Source organism: Coleofasciculaceae cyanobacterium (assembly GCA_036703275.1).
GTDB lineage: Bacteria > Cyanobacteriota > Cyanobacteriia > Cyanobacteriales > Xenococcaceae > Waterburya.
In genome coordinates this window covers 50,480-73,977 of the sequence record DATNPK010000020.1, presented here as the reverse complement: position 1 = coordinate 73,977, position 23,498 = coordinate 50,480, and the positions used below count along the sequence as shown (strand labels likewise).

The following is a 23,498-nucleotide window of genomic DNA, read 5'->3' as shown; positions in this document are numbered from 1 at the left end:
CTAATAATCTGGACGCGCATTTTTAATTAGCTGTAGATTGGGTTATACATAAAAATGCAATCAAATAAATTTAATTATTGTTAAATACTTGAGTTTCAAAAGTCCGTCTGTGGTAAGAGCAAAGGACTTGGGAACTGCGTAAAAATAGATAAAAATGCAAAGTATATCAATACAGTAATTATGGGTGTTAAAAATCAACCGCCAGGAGCGCGAGCGCGCTATATTTCTAATATTTTATTCATTGTATCGGGAATATTTTTATTTACCAATCTCTTTTTTCCTCAGCTGTTTGGCGAGCCAACTCCTCAAGTACCCTACAGTATGTTTATCGACCAAGTGGAAGATGGCAACGTAGCTAAAGCATCTGTTGGTCAAAATGAAATTGTTTATGAACTTAAAGCGACAAACCAAGCAGAACCACAAGTTTTAAAAACCAATCCAATTTTTGATTTAGAATTACCAAAACGTCTCGAAGAGAAAGGTGTTGAGTTTGCTGCTGCACCACCTCCCAAAAATGGTTGGCTAGGAAATATCTTAGGTTGGGTTATACCACCGTTAATCTTTGTTGCTATATGGCAGTTTTTTATTAGTCGTAGTGCTGGTGGAGCGCAGGGCGCATTGTCTCTCACAAAAAGCAAAGCTAAAGTATATGTAGACGGTGACTCTACCAAGGTGACTTTTGACGATGTGGCAGGAGTAGAGGAAGCTAAAACAGAATTAACTGAAATTGTTGATTTTCTCAAAACTCCCGAACGTTATAAAGCCATAGGTGCAAGAATACCTAAAGGGGTATTGCTAGTAGGGCCTCCTGGAACTGGTAAAACTCTGATGGCAAAAGCTGTTGCAGGAGAAGCTGGAGTATCTTTCTTTAGTATCTCTGGTTCAGAATTTGTCGAATTATTTGTTGGTGCTGGTGCAGCCAGAGTTAGAGACTTATTTGAACAGGCAAAACAAAAAGCACCCTGTATTATCTTTATTGATGAATTAGATGCCATTGGTCAATCTCGCGGTGGTGCGAATGGTTTTGCTGGAGGTAACGATGAGCGAGAACAAACCCTCAACCAGCTGCTGACAGAAATGGATGGCTTTGCGGCTGGTGATGCCACGGTAATTGTTTTAGCTGCGACTAACCGCCCCGAAATTTTAGATCCTGCCTTATTGCGTCCTGGCAGATTTGACCGTCAGGTATTAGTAGATCGTCCCGATTTATCTGGTCGTAAAAAGATTTTAGAGATCTATGCAGCCAAGGTTAAATTAGATGTTGAGGTAGATCTCAAACAAATTGCCACCCGTACTCCAGGTTTCGCGGGGGCAGATTTAGCTAACTTGGTTAACGAAGCTGCTTTACTGGCGGCAAGAAATAAACGACAATCAGTTACTCAGGCAGACTTTAATGAAGCAATTGAAAGAGTAGTAGCAGGGTTAGAGAAAAAAAGCCGAGTTCTGAACGACAAAGAAAAGAAAATTGTCGCTTATCACGAAGTTGGTCACGCTTTGGTTGGTGCAATTATGCCAGGCGGCGGCAAAGTAGCCAAAATATCAATTGTTCCTCGTGGAATGGCTGCGTTGGGCTATACCCTACAAATGCCTACGGAAGATCGCTTTTTGATGTCTGAATCGGAACTAAAAGATCAGATTGCAACTATGTTAGGCGGACGTGCAGCAGAAGAAGTAGTCTTTAACAGCATCACTACAGGGGCATCTAATGATTTACAGCGGGCTACCGACCTAGCAGAAAGAATGGTTACCACCTATGGCATGAGCGAGGTTTTAGGTCCTTTAGCATATGAAAAAGGGCAGCAAAACTTCCTGGGTCAAGGAATGGGCAACCCTCGTCGGATGGTTAGCGACGAAACCGCTAAGGCGATCGATCAAGAGGTTAAAGATATTGTGGAAACGGCTCATCAGAAAGCCCTGGATATCCTTGGTCACAATCGGGATTTACTCGAACAAATTGCCCAAGAAATTTTAGAGGTAGAAGTAATTGAAGGAGAAAAATTACACTCTTTACTAGAGCGAGCAGAATTACCGCAACAACATACAGCAGAATCTCAAACAGTTTTAGCTTAGTTTTGAATTGTCATAATTTCTCTCAGGGCATTTGCAAACATGCCCTTTTTTTGTGGCAATGACTATAGGTTGGTTAGGATTTGCGGGAGAACTACAGGAAGTAATAAGAGACTTGGTAGTAGCGCGTTCAGATTAATTTGTTGGGTATTAAAAATTATTTTGGGCCCCTAACCCCCTTCTCGCGCATTCACTCGATAGCCGCACTTCTGTCCTTGCACCTCAATGCCGTGGGTGCTTGTCCTTACCGTAATGAGGATAAACACCCAATGCGGTGGGTGCTTGTCCTTACCGCAATGAGGATAAACGCCTTTCGGCGATATGCCCGTGCATGATTTGCCTCACCCTTTAGGGGGTCGCTCGCCTTGGGGGAAACCAACCCAACATTTTAGCCTAGACGTGGTACTACTTGCTACTTGCTACAAGAAGTTTAATTTAGGGAATCATCAGGGTGGAAGTTGGGTTTCATTGTATTCAACCCAACCTACTTGCTAAGGCTTAATGTTTAATAATTACTGACCCCACAGTTTCTTACCTCAGCTAGATAAATAAACTGCTCATTTTTGTCAACCTAAATAGTTGAAAGGCATAAATATTATTGTATGAAGAATAAGCTAAATCTATTACTAAAAAGCGCAATTAATAATTTAATCGCTGCTTTTTCGCTCTTAGCAATTGTAATCGGCATGATGGTTTTTGCTTTGCCAACTGCTAGAGCAGACCAACTAGAATCAATTCAAGAAGTAACTCCAGAAATAAGAAAAGAGCAAAATTTAATCCCTTCGCCCATAGAAGTAAATAATTTTGTGACTTCTGTAGTCAAAGAAGTTGAACCAGCTGTGGTACAAATTAACGTTTCTCGAGCTTTGGAGGGTGTGTTTTTGCGTCCCTTTTTTGGGGGTTCGCCTGGTAATTCTCCAGTGCCAATGTTGCGCGGTGTCGGTTCTGGTTTTGTGATCGATGCAGATGGTTTGATTGTAACTAATGCTCATGTGGTTGAACGTGCCGATCGCGTAACCGTTACCTTTCAAGATGGTCGGATCATCGATGGTAGAGTATTAGGTAAAGATCCTGTTACCGATATTGCGGTTATTAAGGTGGATGCACCAGATTTGCCTACTGTAGCTATTGGCGACTCCGATCGCGTCGAACAGGGACAATGGGCGATCGCCATTGGTAATCCTTTGGGTCTACAAGAAACCGTAACCGTCGGGGTAATTAGTGCCACCCATCGTTTGAGTAGCGATATTGGCATTCCTGATAAAAGAATTGACTTTATGCAAACCGATGCTGCGATTAATCCTGGCAACTCTGGAGGTCCTTTGTTAAATGCTAGAGGAGAAGCGATCGCCGTCAATAGTGCGGTTCTCGGTGGCGCTCAAGGACTAGGTTTTGCGATTCCTATTAATACTGCTCGCCGAGTCGCCCGACAGTTAATTGCTAAAGGTTCAGTAGAACATCCCTATATCGGTATTGAGATGGTTGCGCTGACTCCAGAAATTAAACAAAGGTTCAACCAAATTCCCAATCGCAAGCAAGATATTACCAGCGAGCGCGGTCTACTGATTACCACGATTTCTCGCAATTCTCCTGCTGAAGCTGCAAAATTACAGGTAGGAGATGTAATTCAATCGGTTAACAGCCAGCCCGTAACCAAAGCGGAAACGCTACAAAGATTGCTGGATGAGAATGGAATCGATCATCAGCTTCAGTTAGAAGTCGATCGTCAAGACTCAACAATTGAAATAACCGTTAAACCCCAATCTTTACCTACTCCAACTTAACATTTAACATTTAACATTGATCATTTATCAGTCAATGTTAAATGTTCGGTCGCGGGGCTAACAATCCCCAACCTGCTTTTCAGAGGATAAGGAATTAGGTTGGGGGTTGTTAAAATTTAAGCGTTAGGCTTAAAACCCATTGGCGCAATAGCGTTGCGGGTAAAGTTAACCCGTTCTTCAAAATCAAGCTTTTTAATCATCTCGACAAATTCGTCGGTTTGTTCGGGAAGGCTGTAATCTTCAGGAAGATTAATGATCTTACCTGATTCCATTCCTTGAGCTAGTAATAGCCAAAATTCTAATGCTCCAGCCGGACTTAATGCGCCGTATTCTTGACTAATGGGGGTATCTTTTTGCTCGGCAATGTCTCTTTGTGCTTGTAGCTGTTCTTCTGGAGACAAAGCTTGTACGCGATCGTACACGGCATTACCCACAGCCTCGACATCATTGGCAGGCGCAGCATTTTCTAGGTTTTCTTTAAGATCTAAATAGCCATACCAAAGCAAAGCCAGTTTGGTATCAGTATCAAATTCGCTGAATTTTTCTAGTGGTTGCTGAACACTATCTAAAGTTATAAAAGTCATAAATTACCTTAATGTTTGACAATATGTTTTAGCAATTCAAATTAGCTTGTTAACTGTTTTGATTGCGTTGTTATTTAGCTTAGTCAAATAATTATTGTGGCTAAATCAACTAAAGATAGATATTGCTGAGCGAACAAATTGAGAATCTACAGCGCAAGTTAGAAATTTTACTGGATTTGTGAATAAGTTAGGATAGGTGTCTGGTAGTTCACAAGTTTATAGCTAGCAGGTTTTGATTCCTAGTTGCTCCTGCCCGCACCAAAAATCTTTATCCTTTAAGAGTTTTGGCAAACAGATCTTTCATCCGCTGTAATGCGGGAGATATATCTTCAGGTAACAAACGAACATCAATAATGCTAAAGCTTTCACTCACACGAGATTGTGACAAAGCCTGATGTAGTTGTTTGCTAGTTTCAACCACAAAACCTGTTCCACCAAGTAAGATAGCTAGCTGAGCATAATCAATTGTGGGAATACGGACAAAATCTGCTTGTTCGTGAGCCATAGAACGCAAGGAAGTAAACGAGCCATTATTAATTACAATGACTATCGGATTCAAACCTAATTGCTTGGCTGTTAGTAATTCCATTCCCGTCATCTGAAATGCTCCGTCTCCCACTAAGGCGATCGCTCTACGAAAGGGATCGGCTAATTGCGCCCCAATCACTCCAGGTACACCAAAACCCATACTGGCATAAAAAGCTGGGCAGAGAAATGATGTCCCAGACTGCATCTTGATATCATTAGCAGCAAATAGAGTATCTCCTACATCGGTAACCAACAAAGTATTGCGATCGATAAATTGATTGAGTTCGTATAGTACGCCACTCATGGAAATAGCGCCATCAGCAGGAGCGACTCTAGGTTGCATTGGTGCGATCGAGGATGAATCATAGTGAGGTAAATCTTTACTGCTCTGCAAAGTCGTAACAAAATCTTCAAACAGCACGTTAGGATATTCATGATGTTTGAGCGCAATATGTTCAGAAGTTACATAAACCGTATTTTTTGGCTCTAGGTGCGCGCTGAACATACCCAAATTAATATCACTCATAAACACCCCAAGCATCAGCAAACAGTCTGATTCTTCTACTAGGTTACGCACATATGGATCTCCCGCCTCACCGTTATAGATACCGCTATACTGAGGATGGCTTTCAGGAAACACTGATTTTCCCAGCATAGTCGAACAGACTGGGATGCCCAATCGTTCTGCCAAGGATAATACTTTTTCTTGTAAGCCAAAACGATGTAACTCTACCCCTACTAAAAGCACTGGTGATTTGGCTTGATGCAGCATAGCTAAGCTTTCAGTCACTGCCTCGATTAAAGCTTCAGGATCTGTTTGCTTAACGGGTGGGGGTAAATGTTTTCCATTTTCAATTTCCGCGTAGACCATATCGCGGGGAATTTCCAAGTATACTGGGCGCTTAAAAGTTATGGCGTAATCTATGGCACGATGAATTTGCTCTATGGCAGTAACGGGATTGTCTAAGATTGCAGCATAAAGCGTAATCTCTTCGTAAATTTGTTTTTGTGTATCAAAAGTTTTTATTTTATGGTGCAGTAAATTTTTTTCTTGTCTTTCTTTTACACCAGGACTACCACTCAAAACGATCAGAGGTGATTTTTCAGCGTAAGCTCCAGCTACGGCATTAACCATATTTAAACCACCAACACTATAGGTAACAACAGCTAAACCTAATCCTCGAATGCGTGAATAGGCATCTGCTGCAAAACCAGCACCAGGTTCATGAGTCATGATGATAGGTTCAATTTTACTTTCGGCTAAAGCATCATAAAGGGTTAAAGCGAAATCCCCTGGGATACCAAAGGAGTGCTGTACTCCTTGTTGATGCAATAGTTCAAAAATATATGGTGCTAATTGGGGCATATTTATTTACCTCCCCTAATAGTCAACTAGTTGCGTAGATACGACAGAGTTTTTCTCTGCTTTCTAGCTACAAAAAGCCCAAATTCAATTAATAGCTGCTACAACAACTAAAGTACGTATTTGATTGTGTACCGAATAAGTTTAATGTATCTTCAACAAAAAAGCTATTTGCTTGTTACTAATAAATTTGAATTTTTTTTAGCAACCTTTGGCAGGACAAATTAACTTTAACTGCTTATATTTTAGTAAATTACTTTTTACTTTGGTGATATTAATACAAAAATTATTATAAAAAAAATACGAGTGCTATTTCGCTTTTATATTGGTCAATGTCTATATTAGTTAGCTGTCTTGGAACATATAATAATTTATAAATTATCTCTAAAATACTCAAAAAAAAAGACCAAATTGCCCCAAAATTACTTCAGTTGGCATTTGGTTTTTAAAGCGATCGCGCGTTAAAAAAAGATAAAAAAAGTATTTTTTTTAGCAAGAACGGAGCAGTATTCTGCATTCATTTTCACTGATTGATACAATTTCCATGATTTCGCCAACAACTTCTGTTCCGTCTTCTAGATTAACCTTCCATTGTTGTCCAGTTACTAATATGGGACATTTACCTTCTATTTCTTCCCATTTTAGAAAAACACCATCTAAGAAATAGTCAAAGATACAAAAGTGTCTGTTCTTTAGTATATTCATAGTAGTCATGTTTTTTCTCCCAAATTTTAGGTAAAATTTTATTTAAATCAATGCGACAATTAATCGCATCTTGTCCGATTCACTCCAAATCACTCTTATTTATTACCAGAAATGACTAATTCCAGTTGCTGCAAAGTTAGTTTTTCGACTTAGATTTGCCTCAACTAAAATAGCTGCTTAGAGATTTGCCTGAGAAAGATTTGCTCCACTCAAGTCTGTTTGCTTAAAATTGGCTAAGGCTAAAAATGCACCACTTAGCATTGCGCCCATGAGGTTGGCTTGGTTCAACTCGACGTTGCTAAAATCGCGATTCTTAGGGTACGCAGTTGTGCGATCGCCCAAAGCGTATTGTCGTAATAAAGTTTCTACATTCATTCTTTAATTAGTTGTTAGTCGTTAGTAGTTTAGTTATTGGTAGCTACTAGACTTTCACAACTTCCTCAAATTATTGATTTAAGAATGTGAATGTAAATTGATTGGAGATGGCTATTGTTATCCAAGTGTCAGGTTAGGCTAACTACTTTTAATATATTCTTTATTGTTCATCTCTAGAACTTTTACGATACAAAAAGTCATCTAAATTCATAAGCCACCGTTTCAGGTGCTTGAATGCCACGCCTTGCAAACGCGGTCAAATAGGTTAAATAAATTACTTTATTAAGCAGCAATTAAAGCAATGAACAAACCAAGTCTAAAAGCTTATCTCGATTTGATTCAAGGACTATTAAGCTGTCCTAAAGGAGAGGAATGGATCCTGTTGCGACAACATAAAGAATTGGTCAATCTAGGATTGGTCGAGGTAATGGAACAAGTCGCCAGCCACTTAGCTATGGAAGGAAAAACTAAAGCAGCTAAGTATCTACATAATTGGGCAGGGAAACTACATCATATCTTGATAGAAAGTGTTCCTCTCAATAAAGACAACAACGACAAAACCAATGCCTATGCCGAACTGATACAAGCTTTACTGAGTTGTCAAGGTTTAGAACCAGAAATTCTGGCTGCACATCAAGATTTAATTGGCCCAGAATTAGTCACAGTCATGAACCAAATCGCTAGTCAGATGGCAGAAAAAGATCGCGAAACTGCTAACTATTTGCATAATTTAGCAGCGGATTTGAATCGTACTTGGATCGAACATCATCAATTTGAACCAACTTTTAAACAAGAGATTGCTCCCGATCCTTGGTTAGATGAGGATTCACTTCCACCAGATTCAGCGATTGAAGCTACTTCAGACAATTCAGAAATAATAGCCCACCAAGAAACCGAACAATCGCAATTATTATTTTCTCAACCACAGATTAAGCAAGATGAAGGACTATTACAACTGCTAACCAAAATAGCTGATTCTTTAGTCAAGTTAGAAACCACTATAGCTTTAGGGCAGCAACCAGCAAATCCTCTTTGGTATATGTATGTTCTGGAAAAAGCTGAAGCTGCCAACTGGATCTTAACAACTGATGAAATAGAACAGCTAATTGGCGTTAAACCTCATTGTCATCACGATGAAACTTCTTACGTTCGAGGTAGTTGGATGTTTATCAAAGCCAAGAAAGTTGGCGCACAGGCTGGCTGGCGAGTTCAAAAAAAGAACACAGTTACAGTTAATGCTCAGATTAAATAATCATTTTTTGCAAAGCCCGATGTATATCTTGGGTTAATTGAGCAACAGCCCGTTTTGCACCCTGACGATTTTGTCTGTAGATTGAAGCGCGATCGCTTACTTCAATTAGTCTGCCAATAGTTATGGTTGACTTGCGCCATCCCAAGCGAGGACGACGGGGATTTTTCACCCCTTTAATTCTGGAGATGGCATCAAATAAAATCAGGGTTGTTTCGGCAAATCTCTCAAAACTAGGTTTTTCTCGAACATAAGTACCTGTCACAGCTACAAAGCTTTCTGCCAAACGCATATGCAGCATCCGTAAATCTGCTTCTGCTGCAATCCAATCGGCTAACCCGCGCTTGAGAGGAGATAAATTGTTAAATTTGGTGCGATCTTGGCGATAAATGAAATTCCAACCAGCCTCCTCTAGACGACGACAGCGTTCAATAATGTTCCCTGCTTTTTTCAGACCAAAATATGATTCTCCCGCTTGTAAAGATACATCTAATAACTTTTGTAGTCTATCGGTAAGATTTTCGGCTGAACTAATTGAATCTTGAGATATATCTGGTAAGTGGCAATGATAAAAACAACGATAAAATTGTTCCATTTCTGAAAGCAGATATTCTCCTAATCTGATTAAACGCGAGTAATAGAATTCTTCGCCTTTTTTGGTGTTGGCATTATCTATTGCTTGTTTGGCTAAACCGCAATCTGCTTCTAGCTGACTTAACAGGCGATCGAGCTTTGACCACTGAGGATTAAGATAATGATACTGAATATTAATTGGCACAACGACAACTCTTTCGATTCGGTTGGCTTTGGCTAAATCTTCGGCACACCAAAATGCTAATTGAGCTACACCAGGTTCGAGGGGACTGACAATTTCACTATGACCATTAGTAGCACCTTCAGGAGCAACTACCAGAGGAAACTTACCATTAAGCAATAATTCTCTTATCTGCTTAATTGCCTGCCAGTCGATCGTTTTACCACGATGTACGGGAACGCCTCCCATCTGGGCAAACAACCAACCCAGCCAATCACCAGCCCAAATAGTCATGCCTCTGTCATACATAAAATGGCTATGAATGGGAAATTGTAAGGCAATGCCTTGTTGACGAGCAATTTTCGGTATCCCACGGGATAAAAGATGCAGCCCACTAAGAGGATCGTCAACTTCGCAATGTCGAAAGGCTAAGATTAAACGAATTTTGCCAATCTGGAATTGATGGTAAAGCTTGACTAAAGTTTCTCCATTAACTATCTCAATGTTTTTAATTCCTGCTGGTAACCAAGCTAGCAAGCGAAGCCTTTGTAGAATCGGTAGTGACCAATGAACCAGACGTAGAATGAAAGGATTAAAAGCTGGAGGAATAAAATCTAGTTTTGGTTGGGCGCGAGGCATATTTTAATTGTTAGTTATTAGTTATTAGTTGATACTTCTGACCGCCTAAATTACAAATGTCTTTTAAGCCAATCATTCATATCTGCGAGTACTTCCTGGTAGTTAAGATCGTTGTGCAGTTCGTGATAGCTATCAGGATATTTTTGCATTTCTTTGTCAGTTATGGTCGAACGTTCCCAGAAAATTTGACTGTTTTCGGCTAAAGTGACTCGATCTGCCTCACCATGAAGCATTAATAAAGGAACTTGTAATTGGTTAGCATGAGCGTTAACCCAATCAATAGTCTCAAGCAATTCTGTAGCTAATCTAGCAGTACCTTGACCATGACGTAGAGGATCTTGAGCGTTAGCAGCTATCATCTTGCGATCGCGAGAAGCCGCAGATATATCTATTCCTGCGTTTAAAGCAAAATGGGGCCAAACACGAGATAGCATCCTACCCATGAATAATTTCCAGGGAGAAATGCCTAATCCTAAAGCTGGGGAGATTAAAATTAATCCTTGTAGTTGGTTTGATTCTCGTAAAGCATAATCTAAAGCAATTGTTCCACCCATACTTTGACCGACAAGAAATAAAGGAAGATTGGGTTTTGCGGTTTTGATTAGCTTTAAAAAGGCGATTAAATCGGCTCGATATTCTGCCCAACTATTGATATAACCTCGTTGACCAGGCGATCGCCCATGTCCCCGTAAATCGAAACTGAAGACGATATAACCGCGCTCAGTTAGATATTCAACCATCCTGGTAAAAATGCCACTATGCCCACCGTGTCCATGAACTATGGCTAAAACTGCTCGTGCTGAGGCTGGAGGATGCCAACTTTGATAATACAATTCCACTCCGTTTGCACCCTGGAAAGTTCTCTCCTTATCTCGATCGATCATTTATTTACTGCGCTTTTCGGTTGAGTAGAACACACAAGTCACATTGTTCTGCTTGAGAAACTTTTAAGAGCTATTAGCTCTTAACTATGAGCTTTTAAGTCGGTGAGCAGTCAATCTTAGGCAAATTAATTTTCCCCCCAAGCAATACCTCCAGTACGACGCGGATCCGCAGCAGCAAACAAACCATCTGTAGGATGATACAGCGCAGCTTGCACCCCGCCAAAATACATAGAAAGTCCCTCAAATTGGCGGTTATTCAAGCTTAGTTCATCTATATTAATTCCAGTTTCGCAAGCGATTGCGCTACCGAGTGATTTTAGCGCCGAGGTATCATCAAAAACTTCAAAATGCAGTCGAGGATGAAATATTGCCTGTTCTAAAGACATATCTAAACTAATAAAATTAAATAAGACTTGAGCGATCGCGGTAGTAATGCGGGATGCCCCAGGAGAGCCAATTGCCAGTACCCTGCCATCGGAGTGCCGACATATCGTTGGTGCCATATTAGAAGTGAGACGAGTACCTGGAGACAAGTCATGTAAACCTTGAGGATGTAACTCAATTTCCCCCAAAGAGTTGTTGAGCCATAAACCCGTACCTCCAGCCATCACCCCTGAACCATATCCAGAGGAAGCGGAGATCGAACAGGCTAAACCATCACTATCGACGGCTGAAATGTGGATTGTTGAAGGTGATTTACTTAACTGCTTCCAGTCATTTTGAGCTGCCAATTCTAGTAAACGGGCTGCTTCTCTATCGATAACTGACTCGCTTGCTCCTTCTAAATAGTTGCTGCGATACTGCAATACTGCCTGTTGGATCTCGGCTATTTCTCTAACCGTAGCTGCATTCCATTCGTGTAGCGATCGCTTGTCGATTAACAATAGCATTGCTGCCAAACCAATTCCACCAACAGCGGGGGAAGGATTAGTCGCAATTTGCCAATCTCCGAAATCGAGCATAATTGGCGATCGCTCTATGGCTCGATAGTGAGCCAAATCTTCAGCGGTGAGCAATCCCTGATTAGCCTGAATTTCGGCGGTAATTTTCTCGCCTAACTCGCCACGATACAAAACATCTACGCCGCGATCGGCAATAAGCTGTAAACTTTGAGTCAGTTCGGCGATAAAAACTCGATCTTCTAACTGTAAATGACTGCCATCGGCTTTATGAGTAGCTCGATAACTATCGGGATGCCAACCAAAAATAACCTGATGGGTATAGGCAAAATATTCGGCAGCCACTCCAGAGAGAGGAAAGCCTTCTTTTACCTGTTGTTGTGCTGGAGCAACTATTTCTGACCAAGGAAGATTACCATATTTTTCTGCCGCCAAACCTAATCCCGCAAACATTCCAGGGGTAGCCACCGAACCATAGCCTACCATTGTCTTCGTACCGCCACCATAATTAAAAAAGGCTTCTTTCATGCCACTGCCAAACTTGATTGAATCTAATCCTCTTCCAGGCATCTCTGCATAGGCATCAATGACAATCGGGTTCTCCCCCTCGCGCCAAATGGTAATAAAACCGCTGGCACCTGGGGCGACAATTCCCAAGTTGGTACACATAGAACTAAGAGTTGCAGCGATCGCTGCATCAACCGCATTACCTCCTCGATTAGCTACGGCAGCACCAGCATCGACTACAATTTGGGCATCGGAAGCAAGAATAACTTTTCGCGGCATATCAAAATTAGTGTCACCAATATCGATCTTAAAATCAAATTCCTCAGCCAGTAATTTTAGCTACTTGTATTTGATTAAATTCAGAACGTTAACAGTATTAGTATATTTCAGAACGATATTAATAGTTCTAGGCTATAAGCTTTAAGCTTGAATTAAAGTTAATGATTGACCGATACTTCTCAATCGATAGGGTTGTTCGGACTCTCTAAGTTATTGCTTGGATGTTCTTCTAAATAATAAATATCGGGCAGCTGTCGGTATTTTTGATTGAAGTCAATCCCATAACCCACAATAAACAAATCTTCTACCTTAAAACCTAAATAATCAATCTTGACTGATACTTGGCGACGTGAGGGTTTATCCAATAAGGCGCACAATCTTAAAGAAGCAGGCTGAAAGTTTTGTAAATATTGCAGTGCCGTATTCGTGGTGATGCCAGTATCAACAATATCTTCGACTAAAACAACATTTTTACCAGCGATCGCTTTTGGTGATGGACTCATGGTTATTTTTGCTCTACCAGAACTTACCATTGACGATCCGTAACTAGACAATCGCAGAAATTCTATATTAGTGTCAGTCAGATTAATCTCTCTCGCTAAATCGGCAAGAAAAATAAAAGAGCCTTTAAGAATACCGATCAACACTAATGAGCGATCTTGATAATCTCTCTCTAGTTCAAGTCCCAACCGCCTGACAGCATTGGCAATTTCTGCTTGAGATATTAAATTAATCAAATTGCTATTCATGGCAAGTACAAACAAAAATAGTTAGTTGCAAACGGCTACTAGACTGCCACAACTTTCTCAGATTATCGATCTAAAATTATAAGTGTAAATTGATTAAAGATTGCATTAATTCTACAGGTTTAACAGCTCCAGATTGCCACAGTTTCCAGATAATTACTCAAATACTCAAAATACGGAGGTAAAAATCATGACGAATGACGAATTTATCCATGGTGAGCCTTCTTTGCTTGAGCTTCAGCGTCAGCAAATGGTGCAATATCAAATTCGCGATCGCAACATTAAAGATAAACGAGTCTTAGCCGCGATGTCTAAAGTGCCGCGCCACCAATTTGTTGACTCATCGTACAGGGATTTAGCTTATGGCGATCGCCCTTTATCGATTGGTTATAATCAGACTATTTCTCAACCTTATATCGTTGCATACATGACCGAAGTTGCCCAAATTTCTCCTGAAGATACAGTGCTAGAAATTGGAACTGGCTGTGGATATCAAGCAGCAATACTAGGAGAGATAGCTAAACAAGTCTATTCCATCGAACTTATTCCCGAATTAGCTCAAAAAGCTCGTCAAACCCTTAGTCAATTAGGTTACGATAACATTGAAGTAAAAACTGATGATGGATATCAAGGCTGGATAGAACACGCTCCCTACGATGCAATCATTGTGACTGCTGCTCCAGAATACGTACCTCAAAACCCGCTCGACCAATTGGCACTAAACGCTAAGATGGTTATTCCTGTAGGTACGTGGCATCAGGAAATATTGGTGCTGAGCAAAACAGAGGACAAGATAATTGAAGAGAGAACTATTCCTGTTTATTTTGTACCGATGAAAAGAAAATTTTCTCAATAATCATACCAATTTTCGCGCATTAGCTGGAGAGATAAATAGTCAAATTTAGCGAGCTTAACTATCATCGAGCGAGCAAAACCAAGAATTAGTCGGTAAACAGATAAATCATCCGCTATAGAGTGCGTTTATCTGTGCGATATGCCCTAAAGGATAAGCTTCGAGACCGAAGGGCGGAGTGCGGTTTATGCGTGAATCATGCACGGGCATATCCTTTAGGACTAACTACGTGTGACGCGCTAGCTTATCCGAAGGTGTCTATAGCGGATACACCTACGGATATACCATGCACGGGAATCCTTTAGGACGCGAAGCGGTATCCTTTAGGGAATCATGCACGGGCTAGTACTTTAGGGAATCATGCACGGGCATATCCTTTAGAAGACACTTTTTTAGTAATCTTATAAGTTGTCTAAAAACTTAGGTTTAAAATCTAGTTTCCAAGTAAATTTATGTATCATATTCTATTTTCAAACTTTAACAATGATATATTAATAATTGAAGTTCAAAAGGCTTCCCTGACAGAAATAGCAGGTTTATCCACATTGAATTAAGGAGAGTAAAAAATCTGTTTTATTTTATATCTGTCTCGTTCAATAACAATAGCGCTCAACTAAAAAACTAATATTTCCTTAAATAGAAATAAGGGAGTTAATTTACTGTAATATTAAACAGTAAAGCTCTAGTTTAAACTAATTAATAAAAGGAAATCTCTTGGTGATTATAGCTTGAGCGTTGTTGTTAAAAGCTCATATTTCGCCTAATTATTTTTAGCAAGCATTTAAGCAAAAATTAAACTCGATAGTCCAACTACCCGCAACAGTAAAACCGCCACATCTGTTAAGTGTAGAGTTTGAGTTAAGTAGTTTTGCTCGAATTTTCAGTTATATTTACTAATCATAACTTTTGTAAGTTTTCGCTCCAAGATCGACTTAGGTACTAGAAAAATTGCTGCACTTGGATGTTGAGAGCTTAACATTTTGGTAGTAAAGAAGTTATTTGTCTATAGTTAATTTAGGGTGAAGAACAAACAATTACAGAAGAATTTAACAAGTTCAGTAAAGACAAAGCCGCCAAAGAAAACTTTTTATATCCCATTGGTAAATATCGAGGTGAATTTACCCCAGGAAATCTGGCTTTCAATGCCAATTTGCAACAGTTTGCCCAAAAAGTATCTTATTTCTGCGGTTTAGAAGCTAATGGTAAAATGAGCTGCAAAGATACTTACGATGAAATCAAAAAGTTTTGGAAACAGCTTAAGCAATCTAAGCAAGAATCTTTAGACAAGAGCAACTTTACGCCTGAGGAATAGACGAATATTAGAAATGAGCGACAAAAATAACGCGGTTACTTTAAAAGAATGGGCAAATATAGCGATCGCCAAACACACCCGTAAAACATTTAAATATGAAGCTGGAGTACTTCAAGATCAAGATCCAGAAGACCTACATCAAATGCGAGTTGGAATGCGACGCTTACGTAGCGCAATCTCTGGTTTTGCAGTTGCTTTGGATTTACCCAAGACAGTAACGGACAAAAATATTGCTAAAATCGGTCATTCCTTGGGAAATTTGCGAGATTTAGATGTTTTGTTGGCTATTTTAAAAGATGATTATCGACCGCTATTAACAACAGCCGAACAAAAGAGCTTAGATAAGGTTTTAAAATCCCTGAAGAAGCAACGTAAAGAAGCACTCAAACAGGTTCGCAAAACTCTCAACAGCAAACTTTATCTCAATCTTCAACAAGGACTACAAAATTGGCTAAAACAGCCACAATATAAGTCAATAAGTAACTTGTCTATTTATCCCGCGTTGCCAGATTTACTTTTACCCCAGATTAGTCAACTATTACTGCATCCTGGTTGGCTAGTAGGAGTAGAACTAGAAAATGGTCAAATTCAATTGCCTGAGATGTCGAACGTTGAAGCAGTTGAGCAACTATTAGAACGAGAAGAATCTATTCTGCACGATCTGCGTAAAGAAGCAAAAAGAACTCGCTATAACCTAGAGTTATTTTCTCAATTCTATGATGAGACTTATGGTTACTATCTTGAGCAAATAGAAAAGATTCAAGAAGTTCTCGGTCACATCCAAGATTGTTATGTTTTAAGGCAAGTACTGGAAAAAATTTTCCAATCGGCGATCGCTGAGCAAATGCCCGAACTAGCAGAAATACTTCGCCAAGCTCGATCTCAAAAATGGTTGGAATGGCAAATTTTACAACAACAATTTCTCGAAGATAAAACCCGCATGGAACTCAGGCAAGCAATACAACAACCTTTATAGAGTCAGCAGTAAGGGCTGTTCGCCCTATGATCTTCGTGATGTTTCTCTTAGCTTTACCGCGATCGTGGTTATACCCTGCATGGTGCATACTGACGCTACAATTTTGCTATGCCAGTAAGTCATGGTTGCGTTAATCTTTTCGTTAGCAATGCACAATGTTAGTACAATAGTAATCGCTAATAGCTATTAGCTACGAACATAATCATTATGCACATTATTATTTTGCTTTATGTAGTATAGTTGTAAAATAAAAATTTAACAAGACTAAAACTAGTAACGCCTAATTTATATTTACTGACTAAAAATTTATACAGATTTAATCAAACAAAATATTGTTTGTGTTATTATCAGGTATCTTAAAATCCGTCAAAAAACATCAACCTTTTCATGTATTTTAGATTACTTTTTTATGACGCCACTAAAATTCTGCATAATTACTCCTAGTTTTAAGCCAGACTTTGAAAGATGCCGCCTCTTAGCTGAAAGCATTGACAAATTTGCTTGTTTTCCAATACATCACTATATAATCGTAGACCGAAAAGATTATAAATTGTTTCAACAACTTGAAGCTTCAAATAGAACGGTTTTAACGGTTGAATCTGTTCTTCCTTGGTGGATTCAAAAAATTCCTTTGCTGCAAAATGGTTGGTTTAGCATGAAAACGCTACCCATCCGAAACTGGTTGATTCAGCAAATTGTTAAATTAGAAATTGCTAACTGGATTCAGCAAGATGTTTTCATTTTTGTTGATTCTGACGTTACTTTTATTCGTCCTTTCGATCATAATCAATTTGTTAAAGATGGAAAAGTCAGGCTGTTTAGAGAGACTGTTCCTGTATCAGAGTGGCAATCAGAAGGAATTTCAGATCAATATAAATGGTCTAATACAGCACATTGATTATTAGACTTGCCTCCATTTGTGGGTTTTAGCAACCAAGATTTTGTGACCAATTATATAGGTAACTTTATTACCTGGAAACGAGATACTGTTTTACAGCTGCACGAATACGTCGAGCAATTGACTGATAAATCTTGGATTGAATCTATTCCAAACTGCTGGTATTTTTCCGAATATACTTTTTATGGTGTCTTTGTGGAGCAAGTTCTGAAAGAAAACTCTGGGCATTATTTCGATTCGCAAAAAGTTTCTCACGACTACTGGGGTACAAAAGCGTTATCTAAGGATGAGTTGGAAAACTTGTTTCAAAATATTCCCCCTGAATACTTTGCGGTAATGATTTCTGCAAAATCAAAAATGTCTGTTGATAATTACGCATCATTTATTAAATAATCGCGGAAGATGGTGTAACGCCGACTCTTAACCTAAACTATGTAGAAATCAATGTTAAATGGTTTATCGGAGTAGGAACATTCTACTAACAAATAAACCATTAACAACTAGCTAGAAAGATAAAAAAACGTTGTAGGGGTTGAGGTACGAAACCCAACAATTAAAAGGCTTAGTTGGGTAGAACAAAGCGTAAAACCCAACCAAAAGAGCGCATCCAGATTAATTAGTTGGGTATTGAAAATTAATTTGGGCCCCCTCACCCTTTAGGGGGTCGCTCGCCAAGCTTCGGGGAATCAGCCCAGCATTTTAGCCTAGAAGTGCTAATACTAAGTCTCTTATTACTTTTGAGAGATGTATAACAAATAAACCACTAACAACTAATAGACGTGGGCGTAAATAAATCTACCATTAGTAAATCCCAGAAGCCCGGCAATTAAATACTTCTGACTTCTGACTTTATGCCCTAAAGGATATGCGAAACGGTGAGGCGACGTAAGGAGGACGCGACGTAAGGAGCTAATCATGCACGGGCTAATCATGCACGGGCTAATCCTTTAGGAATCCGTAATAGACTAGCCCGTGCATGACTAGCGGCGGCTTTTGGGACAGAATCTTCTGACCCAAAACGCGCCTTAGCTTCGCGTGACGCGCTAGCTTATCCGAAGGTGTCCTAAAGGATACACCTACGGATATACCATGCACGGGAATCCTTTAGGACGCGAAGCGAGTCCGTGCATGATAAGCTTCGAGACCGAAGGGAATCCTTTAGGGCAAATGTGACCGAAGGGCGGAGTGCGGTTTATCCGTGAATCATGCACGGGCTTTAGTATAAGCTTCGCGTCCTCCGCGTCGTACTTTAGGGCTGACTTCGGCGTAGCGATACTAGTCCACTAACCTTCACAATATCTTCAAAATATTTTTATAGTTTAAAGTCAAAGCTGCAAAGCTATCAAATAGACAAACATAGAGGTTAATTATGACACTCAGCAAATGGCAACTATTTCATGAACTGAGCACCATGAGAAAGCAAATGGATCGTTTATTTGAAGATATGCTTTGTGTGGGCGACAATGGACTGCTCAAAATTTGATTAAAGAATGGAAACTTCTTAGATCATGGGCGTTGATAATTTTAGCGATCGCGGATTAAAGCTTAAAATGTGGAATCTAGCTTATGTTTGACAAAATATTAGTGGCAATAGATCTTTCAGAAATAAATAACAGTGCCTTCAACACCGCTTTATCTCTGGCACAATCAACTGGAGCTAAATTGATGTTGTTACACATTATTTCACCCGAGCCCAATAATTATCCTAATCCCTTTATCTATTCTGGTTTTAAATCCGAACCGATGAATGACTCTCTTTGGACAATTTATCAAGAACAATGGGAAAAATTTAAACAAAGAAGATTAGAAACACTGCGATCGCTTGTCAAAGAAGCAGCAACAACAGGAGTCAATGCTGAATTTACTCAAGACTTTGGAGATCCTCGACGTACTATTTGTGACTTGGCTAAAACATGGTCAGCAGATCTAATTGTAATCGGTAGTAGAGGTCTAACTGGTGTCAAGGAAATATTTCTGGGCAGCGTGAGTAATTATGTAACCCACCATGCCCCATGCTCGGTTTTAGTGCTGCGCGAAACTGCCAAGCTAAATTCTGAGTCATCTCAACAAGCAACACAGTTAGCTTCTTTTAACCCTTGAAGCGATCATCATCGGATGATATCATTTAAAAATTTTTCTGATAGTTTTAAATCGGCAATTAGCTTAATATACAAGCAGTTTTCCTGGCTTGATAGACTACGTTGTTGATTGATTAGTTCTTGAAGCAGTCCTAAAGGATTCCTAAAGGATTAGCCCGTGCATGATTAGCTCCTTACGTCGCGTCCTCCTTACGTCGCGTCACCGCTTCGCATATCGCTTTATGCCAGGGCGTTGGTGCGGGACGCGCCCCCAGGCGCTTATCCGAAGGTGTATCCGCTATAGACACCTACGGATATACCATGCACGGGAATCATGCACGGGCTTGACCGTGAACCTGTCCACCGCGCTGCTTCGCTTTTTAGCTATTAGCTCTTAGCTTTTCAGATTAAACTTGTGTATTCTACTCAACCCAAAAGCACAGTCACTGCTACTTCCTCACAATTTCTTCAATTTATTTATCTATCTTGAAGTATAGAGAGAATCAAGAAAGTCTTTTTTTCGCTCTGTATCAACGAGATTACTAAGCTCTTGCTTATCTATTGAATTCGGAGGAAAGTAATTATGAAACTACATTTTCACGGTCAAGATTATCAGGATCCTTATGTTGAATGGCAAGTAGTTGAAGGTGAGGTAGGTGGTAAATATCGCGGTGTGCCTTGGAAAATACATCGCATGAGAGAGCAGCACCGTCTTCCCCCACGTCATACTGAATTAGTGTATCGTGGCATTCACTATAGCAAATAAATAATTGAGTTAAGTAAAATGTGGTCAAATATTCAAACCAAAAATGATTACATGATATTGCCAAAAGCCGATTACGAAGAGTCCTTTGCCCAAAAATTAGCTTTCCCGGCAGTCGCTGACGATGATTCTATAGAGGCATCTATTGACCAAAGAGTTAGAAACATAAAAAGTAATCTTTTTGACGAATATTGGTCTGAATTACTAACTTACAGACAAGAAATAGGCGCAAGAGACACCCATGAAAGCAGCAGATATTATGACTCGCAACGTCGTCACTATTGATAGTTTAGCGACGATTACCCAAGCTGCTAAAGTCATGAAGCAGCAACATGTCAAGACTTTAATTGTTGATCGCGCCTCAGAGCAAGATGCTTATGGCATCGTCACGGCAACGGACATTTCACAGGCGATCGCCAATGCCCAAGATCCAGCCACAACTTATGTTTGCCAAATTATGACCAAACCCTGTATTGTGGTCAACCCCGACTTGGCTGTAGAACACATTGCTAACTTATTTGCTCAAGCTAAAATTCGCATTGCGCCTGTAATCAAAGACAAACTACTTGGCGTTGTCTCCATAACCGACATCATCACCAAAACCAATTGCTTAACTTCAAACAAAGCCAAATTTATCTCTGAGCGAACATCCGAATTGCCCCTAGATCAATCAATAGAAAAAGAATGGGAAATTGTGGATTGGGAAGGAGAATACGACAATTGGTGTAGTGGTTGAGAAATTAGCTAAAAGCTAATAGCTATTAGCTTAAACTAGAACCTACGTAGTTAAGATAAACCAACTATTGTCATAAGATAGCGCTAAAAGCTACTAAATATCCTCACAAGTTCCTCAAATTAATTATTTACAACTGAACTATTAACCTTTAAATATTACTAATCCTATCTAAGCAATGAGGTCGAAGTTAGATAAGCAATGAGGTCGAAGATTTTACGCACCCTGCGATCGCGCGGGCAACAACTATAGCCAGTGAACTATAGATTAGGACGTTAGTTATAAAACGAGCTATTAGCTTTTGAGCGACGTGTCTTAATCTTTGCTTGGAGTGCTATAAGGCTTCAATATCTCAGACCAATTTAATTCAAACCTAACTCCCGACTCCTCAGTGACTTGATTAAAAGAGGTATTTCTAATGATTAACAAAATTTTAGTAGCAGTAGCAAATGCGGAAAACAATATACCTATCTTTGACGCAGCAGTATCTTTAGCCCAAACTACTGGCGCTACCTTAATGCTGCTTCATGTCATGTCCAACACGGAAGCGGACTATCCCATATTACCCACCTATACCTATTATCCAATCGTGGACAACCATGAATACGACGCATATCAAAAACAATTGGCAGAGTATAGACAACGAGGGTTAAATTTGCTCCATAACCTAACTCAAGAAGCCACAGCAGCGGGAGTAGACACAGAATATACTCAATTGAGTGGAAATACAGGACAAATGATTTGCGAACTCGCCAACAATTGGTCAGCCGATCTAATTGTAGTCGGTAGTCGTGGACTAAAAGGCTTAAAAGAAATGTTCCTGGGCAGCGTCAGTAATTACGTAACCCATCATGCACCCTGTTCAGTCTTCATCGTCCGTTCTGGCATAGATTCTCAACCAGAGCAAACATTTGCTGAAGCCGAAAAAACCGTTAATCAGCAAGAACTTACAGTTAATATCAATTCTCGCGCATTAGTTGAAGAGATAAATATCAAAAGAGTGCAATAAGTCTAGCGGCATCCTTTGGGACTCGCTTCGCGACGCAAATCATGCACGGGGACTCTTATACAGCAAGATCTCAGACGGATCGATCCACGACTAAATATCTGATTAATTTTGCTCAATAGTATAACAGCCAAATTAACCACTAAAAACCAAAAGGAGTAATAAAATGTTGACTCGAATATTAGTCGCAATTGACCGTTCAGCAGTGAGTCGACAAGTATTCGACCAAGCCCTAGCTTTAGCCAAAGCTGTCTCAGCCAACCTAATCTTACTCCACGTATTGTCCGCCGAAGAATCAGGCAGTCCGATAAGTTCTTCTTACTTTGTGCAACCCAAAGATCGCTGTCTTCATGTCACGCCCCCAATAATGCGCCGAGTCAACGAAGTAGCTGCTCTAGAATGGAAGGTATTTAGCCAAAAAGGCCAAGAATTACTGCGATTTTACAGCAAAAAAGCCCTGGCATCTGGGGTGCAAATTGAGTTTAGTCAAATTACTGGCGTTCCTAGTTCGACGATCTGCGATTTCGCTCAATCTTGTCATGCCGATCTGGTTGTCATTGGTAGACGGGGACATTCAGGGTTCCAAGAAATGCTTCTAGGTAGTGTCAGTAACTATGTCGTTCATCATGCTCCCTGCTCAGTATTATTGGTTCAAACTCCTGTTGCCAAAGAATCAACTGCAACTGAAAATCTTAAAGCGACAGTTTATGCCTAATTTATGCCTAAATATAGCGTACTAAAAACCAGGAGAATTACTTATGAGTATCAAACTTATTCCTCACCAACCAGATCGGATAGTTGCTCTAGACATTGATGGCTGGATTAATGCCGAAGATATGGAACGCATCGCTAAATCGATCGAAACCAGGTTAAAGCAGGGAGAGAAGTTGAGGATCTATGTTGAAGTACATAATAATTGGTCGGGAATGTCTTTAGGAGCTTTGATTCAAGACGTCAAATTTAGCTTACAGCACTTTCAAGATTTTGACAAAGAAGCGATTGTGAGCGATTGCCGATGGCTAGAAGGTTTAGCAGCCGTGGGCAATAGCTTATTTTCAGGGGTTGAAGTCAAACACTTTACTTTCGATGAAACAGACAAAGCTTTGCAATGGGTTAGTCGTTAGTTCTGAAAAAATCCTCACAAGTTCTTCAAGCTTTAATACTATCTTCAATTTAAGCTCGAATTAACCAGTGAGGTACATAATGCTTGCCAAAGTCGGTTATTCTATCGGTGAAATTAAAGATGAAGCTCGCCAGCTGGTTGAAACAGGCAAAGTCAATTGCCACCAGCCAATCTATGTTCTTTGTCAGTTTATTCCACCAAGAGAATGGATTTGCCTTGAATGTGAGTTGGAAAGAAATGATTATCTATTGCGAGATCATATCTGCGATCTTTTAGCCAAAGATGTATGGTCAGAAGATTAGGAGGCAACAATATTATTCAACTAAGTTATTTTTCAATCTAGGTAAGAAAAGCAAAATATAGAAATATAAAACTTGTCCAAATAGTGTTAAT

24 protein-coding genes are annotated in these 23,498 nt (G+C 39.8%); 16 read left to right on the top strand and 8 right to left on the bottom strand.

The window, feature by feature from the left end; translation table 11 throughout:
- Positions 1–180 precede the first annotated feature (180 nt).
- Both ftsH4 and V6C71_04040 read left to right on the top strand, forming a co-directional pair.
- Positions 181–2,070, top strand: a complete 1,890-nt coding sequence (ftsH4, locus tag V6C71_04045) for an ATP-dependent zinc metalloprotease FtsH4 (protein HEY9767665.1) — start codon at positions 181–183, stop codon at positions 2,068–2,070.
- Between the two features lie 599 nt (positions 2,071–2,669).
- The gene (locus V6C71_04040; protein ID HEY9767664.1) at positions 2,670–3,851 is read left to right on the top strand and encodes a trypsin-like peptidase domain-containing protein; all 1,182 of its coding nucleotides are present in this window, start codon (positions 2,670–2,672) and stop codon (positions 3,849–3,851) included.
- 116 nt (positions 3,852–3,967) lie between these two features.
- Here V6C71_04040 and V6C71_04035 read toward each other — a convergent pair whose 3' ends face one another.
- The 4 genes from V6C71_04035 to V6C71_04020 form a co-directional block, all read right to left on the bottom strand.
- Positions 3,968–4,435 (bottom strand): orange carotenoid protein N-terminal domain-containing protein, encoded by a 468-nt coding sequence (locus V6C71_04035; GenBank protein HEY9767663.1) that lies wholly within the window; start codon positions 4,433–4,435, stop codon positions 3,968–3,970.
- A gap of 268 nt (positions 4,436–4,703) precedes the next feature.
- Positions 4,704–6,329 (bottom strand): thiamine pyrophosphate-binding protein, encoded by a 1,626-nt coding sequence (locus tag V6C71_04030; GenBank protein HEY9767662.1) that lies wholly within the window; start codon positions 6,327–6,329, stop codon positions 4,704–4,706.
- A 486-nt stretch (positions 6,330–6,815) separates the two neighbouring features.
- Complete coding sequence (locus V6C71_04025) at positions 6,816–7,040, bottom strand: hypothetical protein (protein ID HEY9767661.1); 225 nt, start codon at positions 7,038–7,040, stop codon at positions 6,816–6,818.
- A 168-nt stretch (positions 7,041–7,208) separates the two neighbouring features.
- A complete protein-coding gene (locus V6C71_04020) occupies positions 7,209–7,406 on the bottom strand; it encodes a pentapeptide repeat-containing protein (GenBank protein ID HEY9767660.1) in 198 nt (65 codons plus the stop codon).
- A 301-nt stretch (positions 7,407–7,707) separates the two neighbouring features.
- Between V6C71_04020 and V6C71_04015 the strand changes: the two genes are divergently transcribed.
- On the top strand, positions 7,708–8,658 hold the full coding sequence (locus V6C71_04015; GenBank protein ID HEY9767659.1) for a hypothetical protein: 951 nt from the start codon (positions 7,708–7,710) through the stop codon (positions 8,656–8,658).
- Here the strand turns inward: V6C71_04015 and V6C71_04010 are convergent.
- The 4 genes from V6C71_04010 to hpt form a co-directional block, all read right to left on the bottom strand.
- Positions 8,651–10,048, bottom strand: coding sequence for a 1-acyl-sn-glycerol-3-phosphate acyltransferase (locus tag V6C71_04010; protein HEY9767658.1), 1,398 nt, complete (start codon positions 10,046–10,048; stop codon positions 8,651–8,653). The two genes, V6C71_04015 and V6C71_04010, sit on opposite strands and share 8 nt — an antisense overlap.
- Positions 10,049–10,098: 50 nt before the next feature.
- A complete protein-coding gene (locus V6C71_04005; protein HEY9767657.1) occupies positions 10,099–10,932 on the bottom strand; it encodes a lysophospholipase in 834 nt (277 codons plus the stop codon).
- A 125-nt stretch (positions 10,933–11,057) separates the two neighbouring features.
- Positions 11,058–12,617 carry a gamma-glutamyltransferase gene (locus tag V6C71_04000; GenBank protein HEY9767656.1) on the bottom strand — a complete coding sequence of 520 codons (1,560 nt, stop codon included), beginning with the start codon at positions 12,615–12,617 and terminating at the stop codon, positions 11,058–11,060.
- Between the two features lie 179 nt (positions 12,618–12,796).
- A complete protein-coding gene (gene hpt / locus V6C71_03995; GenBank protein HEY9767655.1) occupies positions 12,797–13,366 on the bottom strand; it encodes a hypoxanthine phosphoribosyltransferase in 570 nt (189 codons plus the stop codon).
- Between the two features lie 187 nt (positions 13,367–13,553).
- On the opposite strand from hpt, the gene V6C71_03990 reads away from it, so the two are divergent.
- The 13 genes from V6C71_03990 (at position 13,554) to V6C71_03930 (ending at position 23,407) form a co-directional block, all read left to right on the top strand.
- Positions 13,554–14,219, top strand: coding sequence for a protein-L-isoaspartate(D-aspartate) O-methyltransferase (locus V6C71_03990; GenBank protein HEY9767654.1), 666 nt, complete (start codon positions 13,554–13,556; stop codon positions 14,217–14,219).
- Between the two features lie 1,147 nt (positions 14,220–15,366).
- The gene (locus V6C71_03985) at positions 15,367–15,528 is read left to right on the top strand and encodes a hypothetical protein (GenBank protein HEY9767653.1); all 162 of its coding nucleotides are present in this window, start codon (positions 15,367–15,369) and stop codon (positions 15,526–15,528) included.
- A 13-nt stretch (positions 15,529–15,541) separates the two neighbouring features.
- Positions 15,542–16,504 carry a CHAD domain-containing protein gene (locus V6C71_03980; protein ID HEY9767652.1) on the top strand — a complete coding sequence of 321 codons (963 nt, stop codon included), beginning with the start codon at positions 15,542–15,544 and terminating at the stop codon, positions 16,502–16,504.
- 409 nt (positions 16,505–16,913) lie between these two features.
- A complete protein-coding gene (locus V6C71_03975; protein ID HEY9767651.1) occupies positions 16,914–17,402 on the top strand; it encodes a DUF6492 family protein in 489 nt (162 codons plus the stop codon).
- Between the two features lie 45 nt (positions 17,403–17,447).
- Complete coding sequence (locus tag V6C71_03970; protein ID HEY9767650.1) at positions 17,448–17,795, top strand: DUF6492 family protein; 348 nt, start codon at positions 17,448–17,450, stop codon at positions 17,793–17,795.
- A 1,173-nt stretch (positions 17,796–18,968) separates the two neighbouring features.
- Positions 18,969–19,502: a universal stress protein gene (locus tag V6C71_03965; GenBank protein HEY9767649.1), complete on the top strand. Its 534-nt coding sequence runs from the start codon at positions 18,969–18,971 to the stop codon at positions 19,500–19,502.
- 561 nt (positions 19,503–20,063) lie between these two features.
- On the top strand, positions 20,064–20,246 hold the full coding sequence (locus V6C71_03960; protein HEY9767648.1) for a DUF4278 domain-containing protein: 183 nt from the start codon (positions 20,064–20,066) through the stop codon (positions 20,244–20,246).
- An 18-nt stretch (positions 20,247–20,264) separates the two neighbouring features.
- Positions 20,265–20,528, top strand: a complete 264-nt coding sequence (locus V6C71_03955; GenBank protein ID HEY9767647.1) for a hypothetical protein — start codon at positions 20,265–20,267, stop codon at positions 20,526–20,528.
- Complete coding sequence (locus V6C71_03950; protein ID HEY9767646.1) at positions 20,485–20,979, top strand: CBS domain-containing protein; 495 nt, start codon at positions 20,485–20,487, stop codon at positions 20,977–20,979. Before V6C71_03955 ends, V6C71_03950 begins: the two co-directional genes overlap by 44 nt.
- Positions 20,980–21,394: 415 nt before the next feature.
- Entirely contained in the window at positions 21,395–21,985 is a 591-nt protein-coding gene (locus tag V6C71_03945) for a universal stress protein (protein ID HEY9767645.1), read from the top strand.
- A 163-nt stretch (positions 21,986–22,148) separates the two neighbouring features.
- Complete coding sequence (locus V6C71_03940) at positions 22,149–22,697, top strand: universal stress protein (protein HEY9767644.1); 549 nt, start codon at positions 22,149–22,151, stop codon at positions 22,695–22,697.
- Between the two features lie 43 nt (positions 22,698–22,740).
- Positions 22,741–23,106: an STAS/SEC14 domain-containing protein gene (locus V6C71_03935; protein HEY9767643.1), complete on the top strand. Its 366-nt coding sequence runs from the start codon at positions 22,741–22,743 to the stop codon at positions 23,104–23,106.
- Positions 23,107–23,185: 79 nt separating this feature from the next.
- Entirely contained in the window at positions 23,186–23,407 is a 222-nt protein-coding gene (locus V6C71_03930) for a DUF4327 family protein (protein ID HEY9767642.1), read from the top strand.
- Positions 23,408–23,498: the final 91 nt, after the last annotated feature.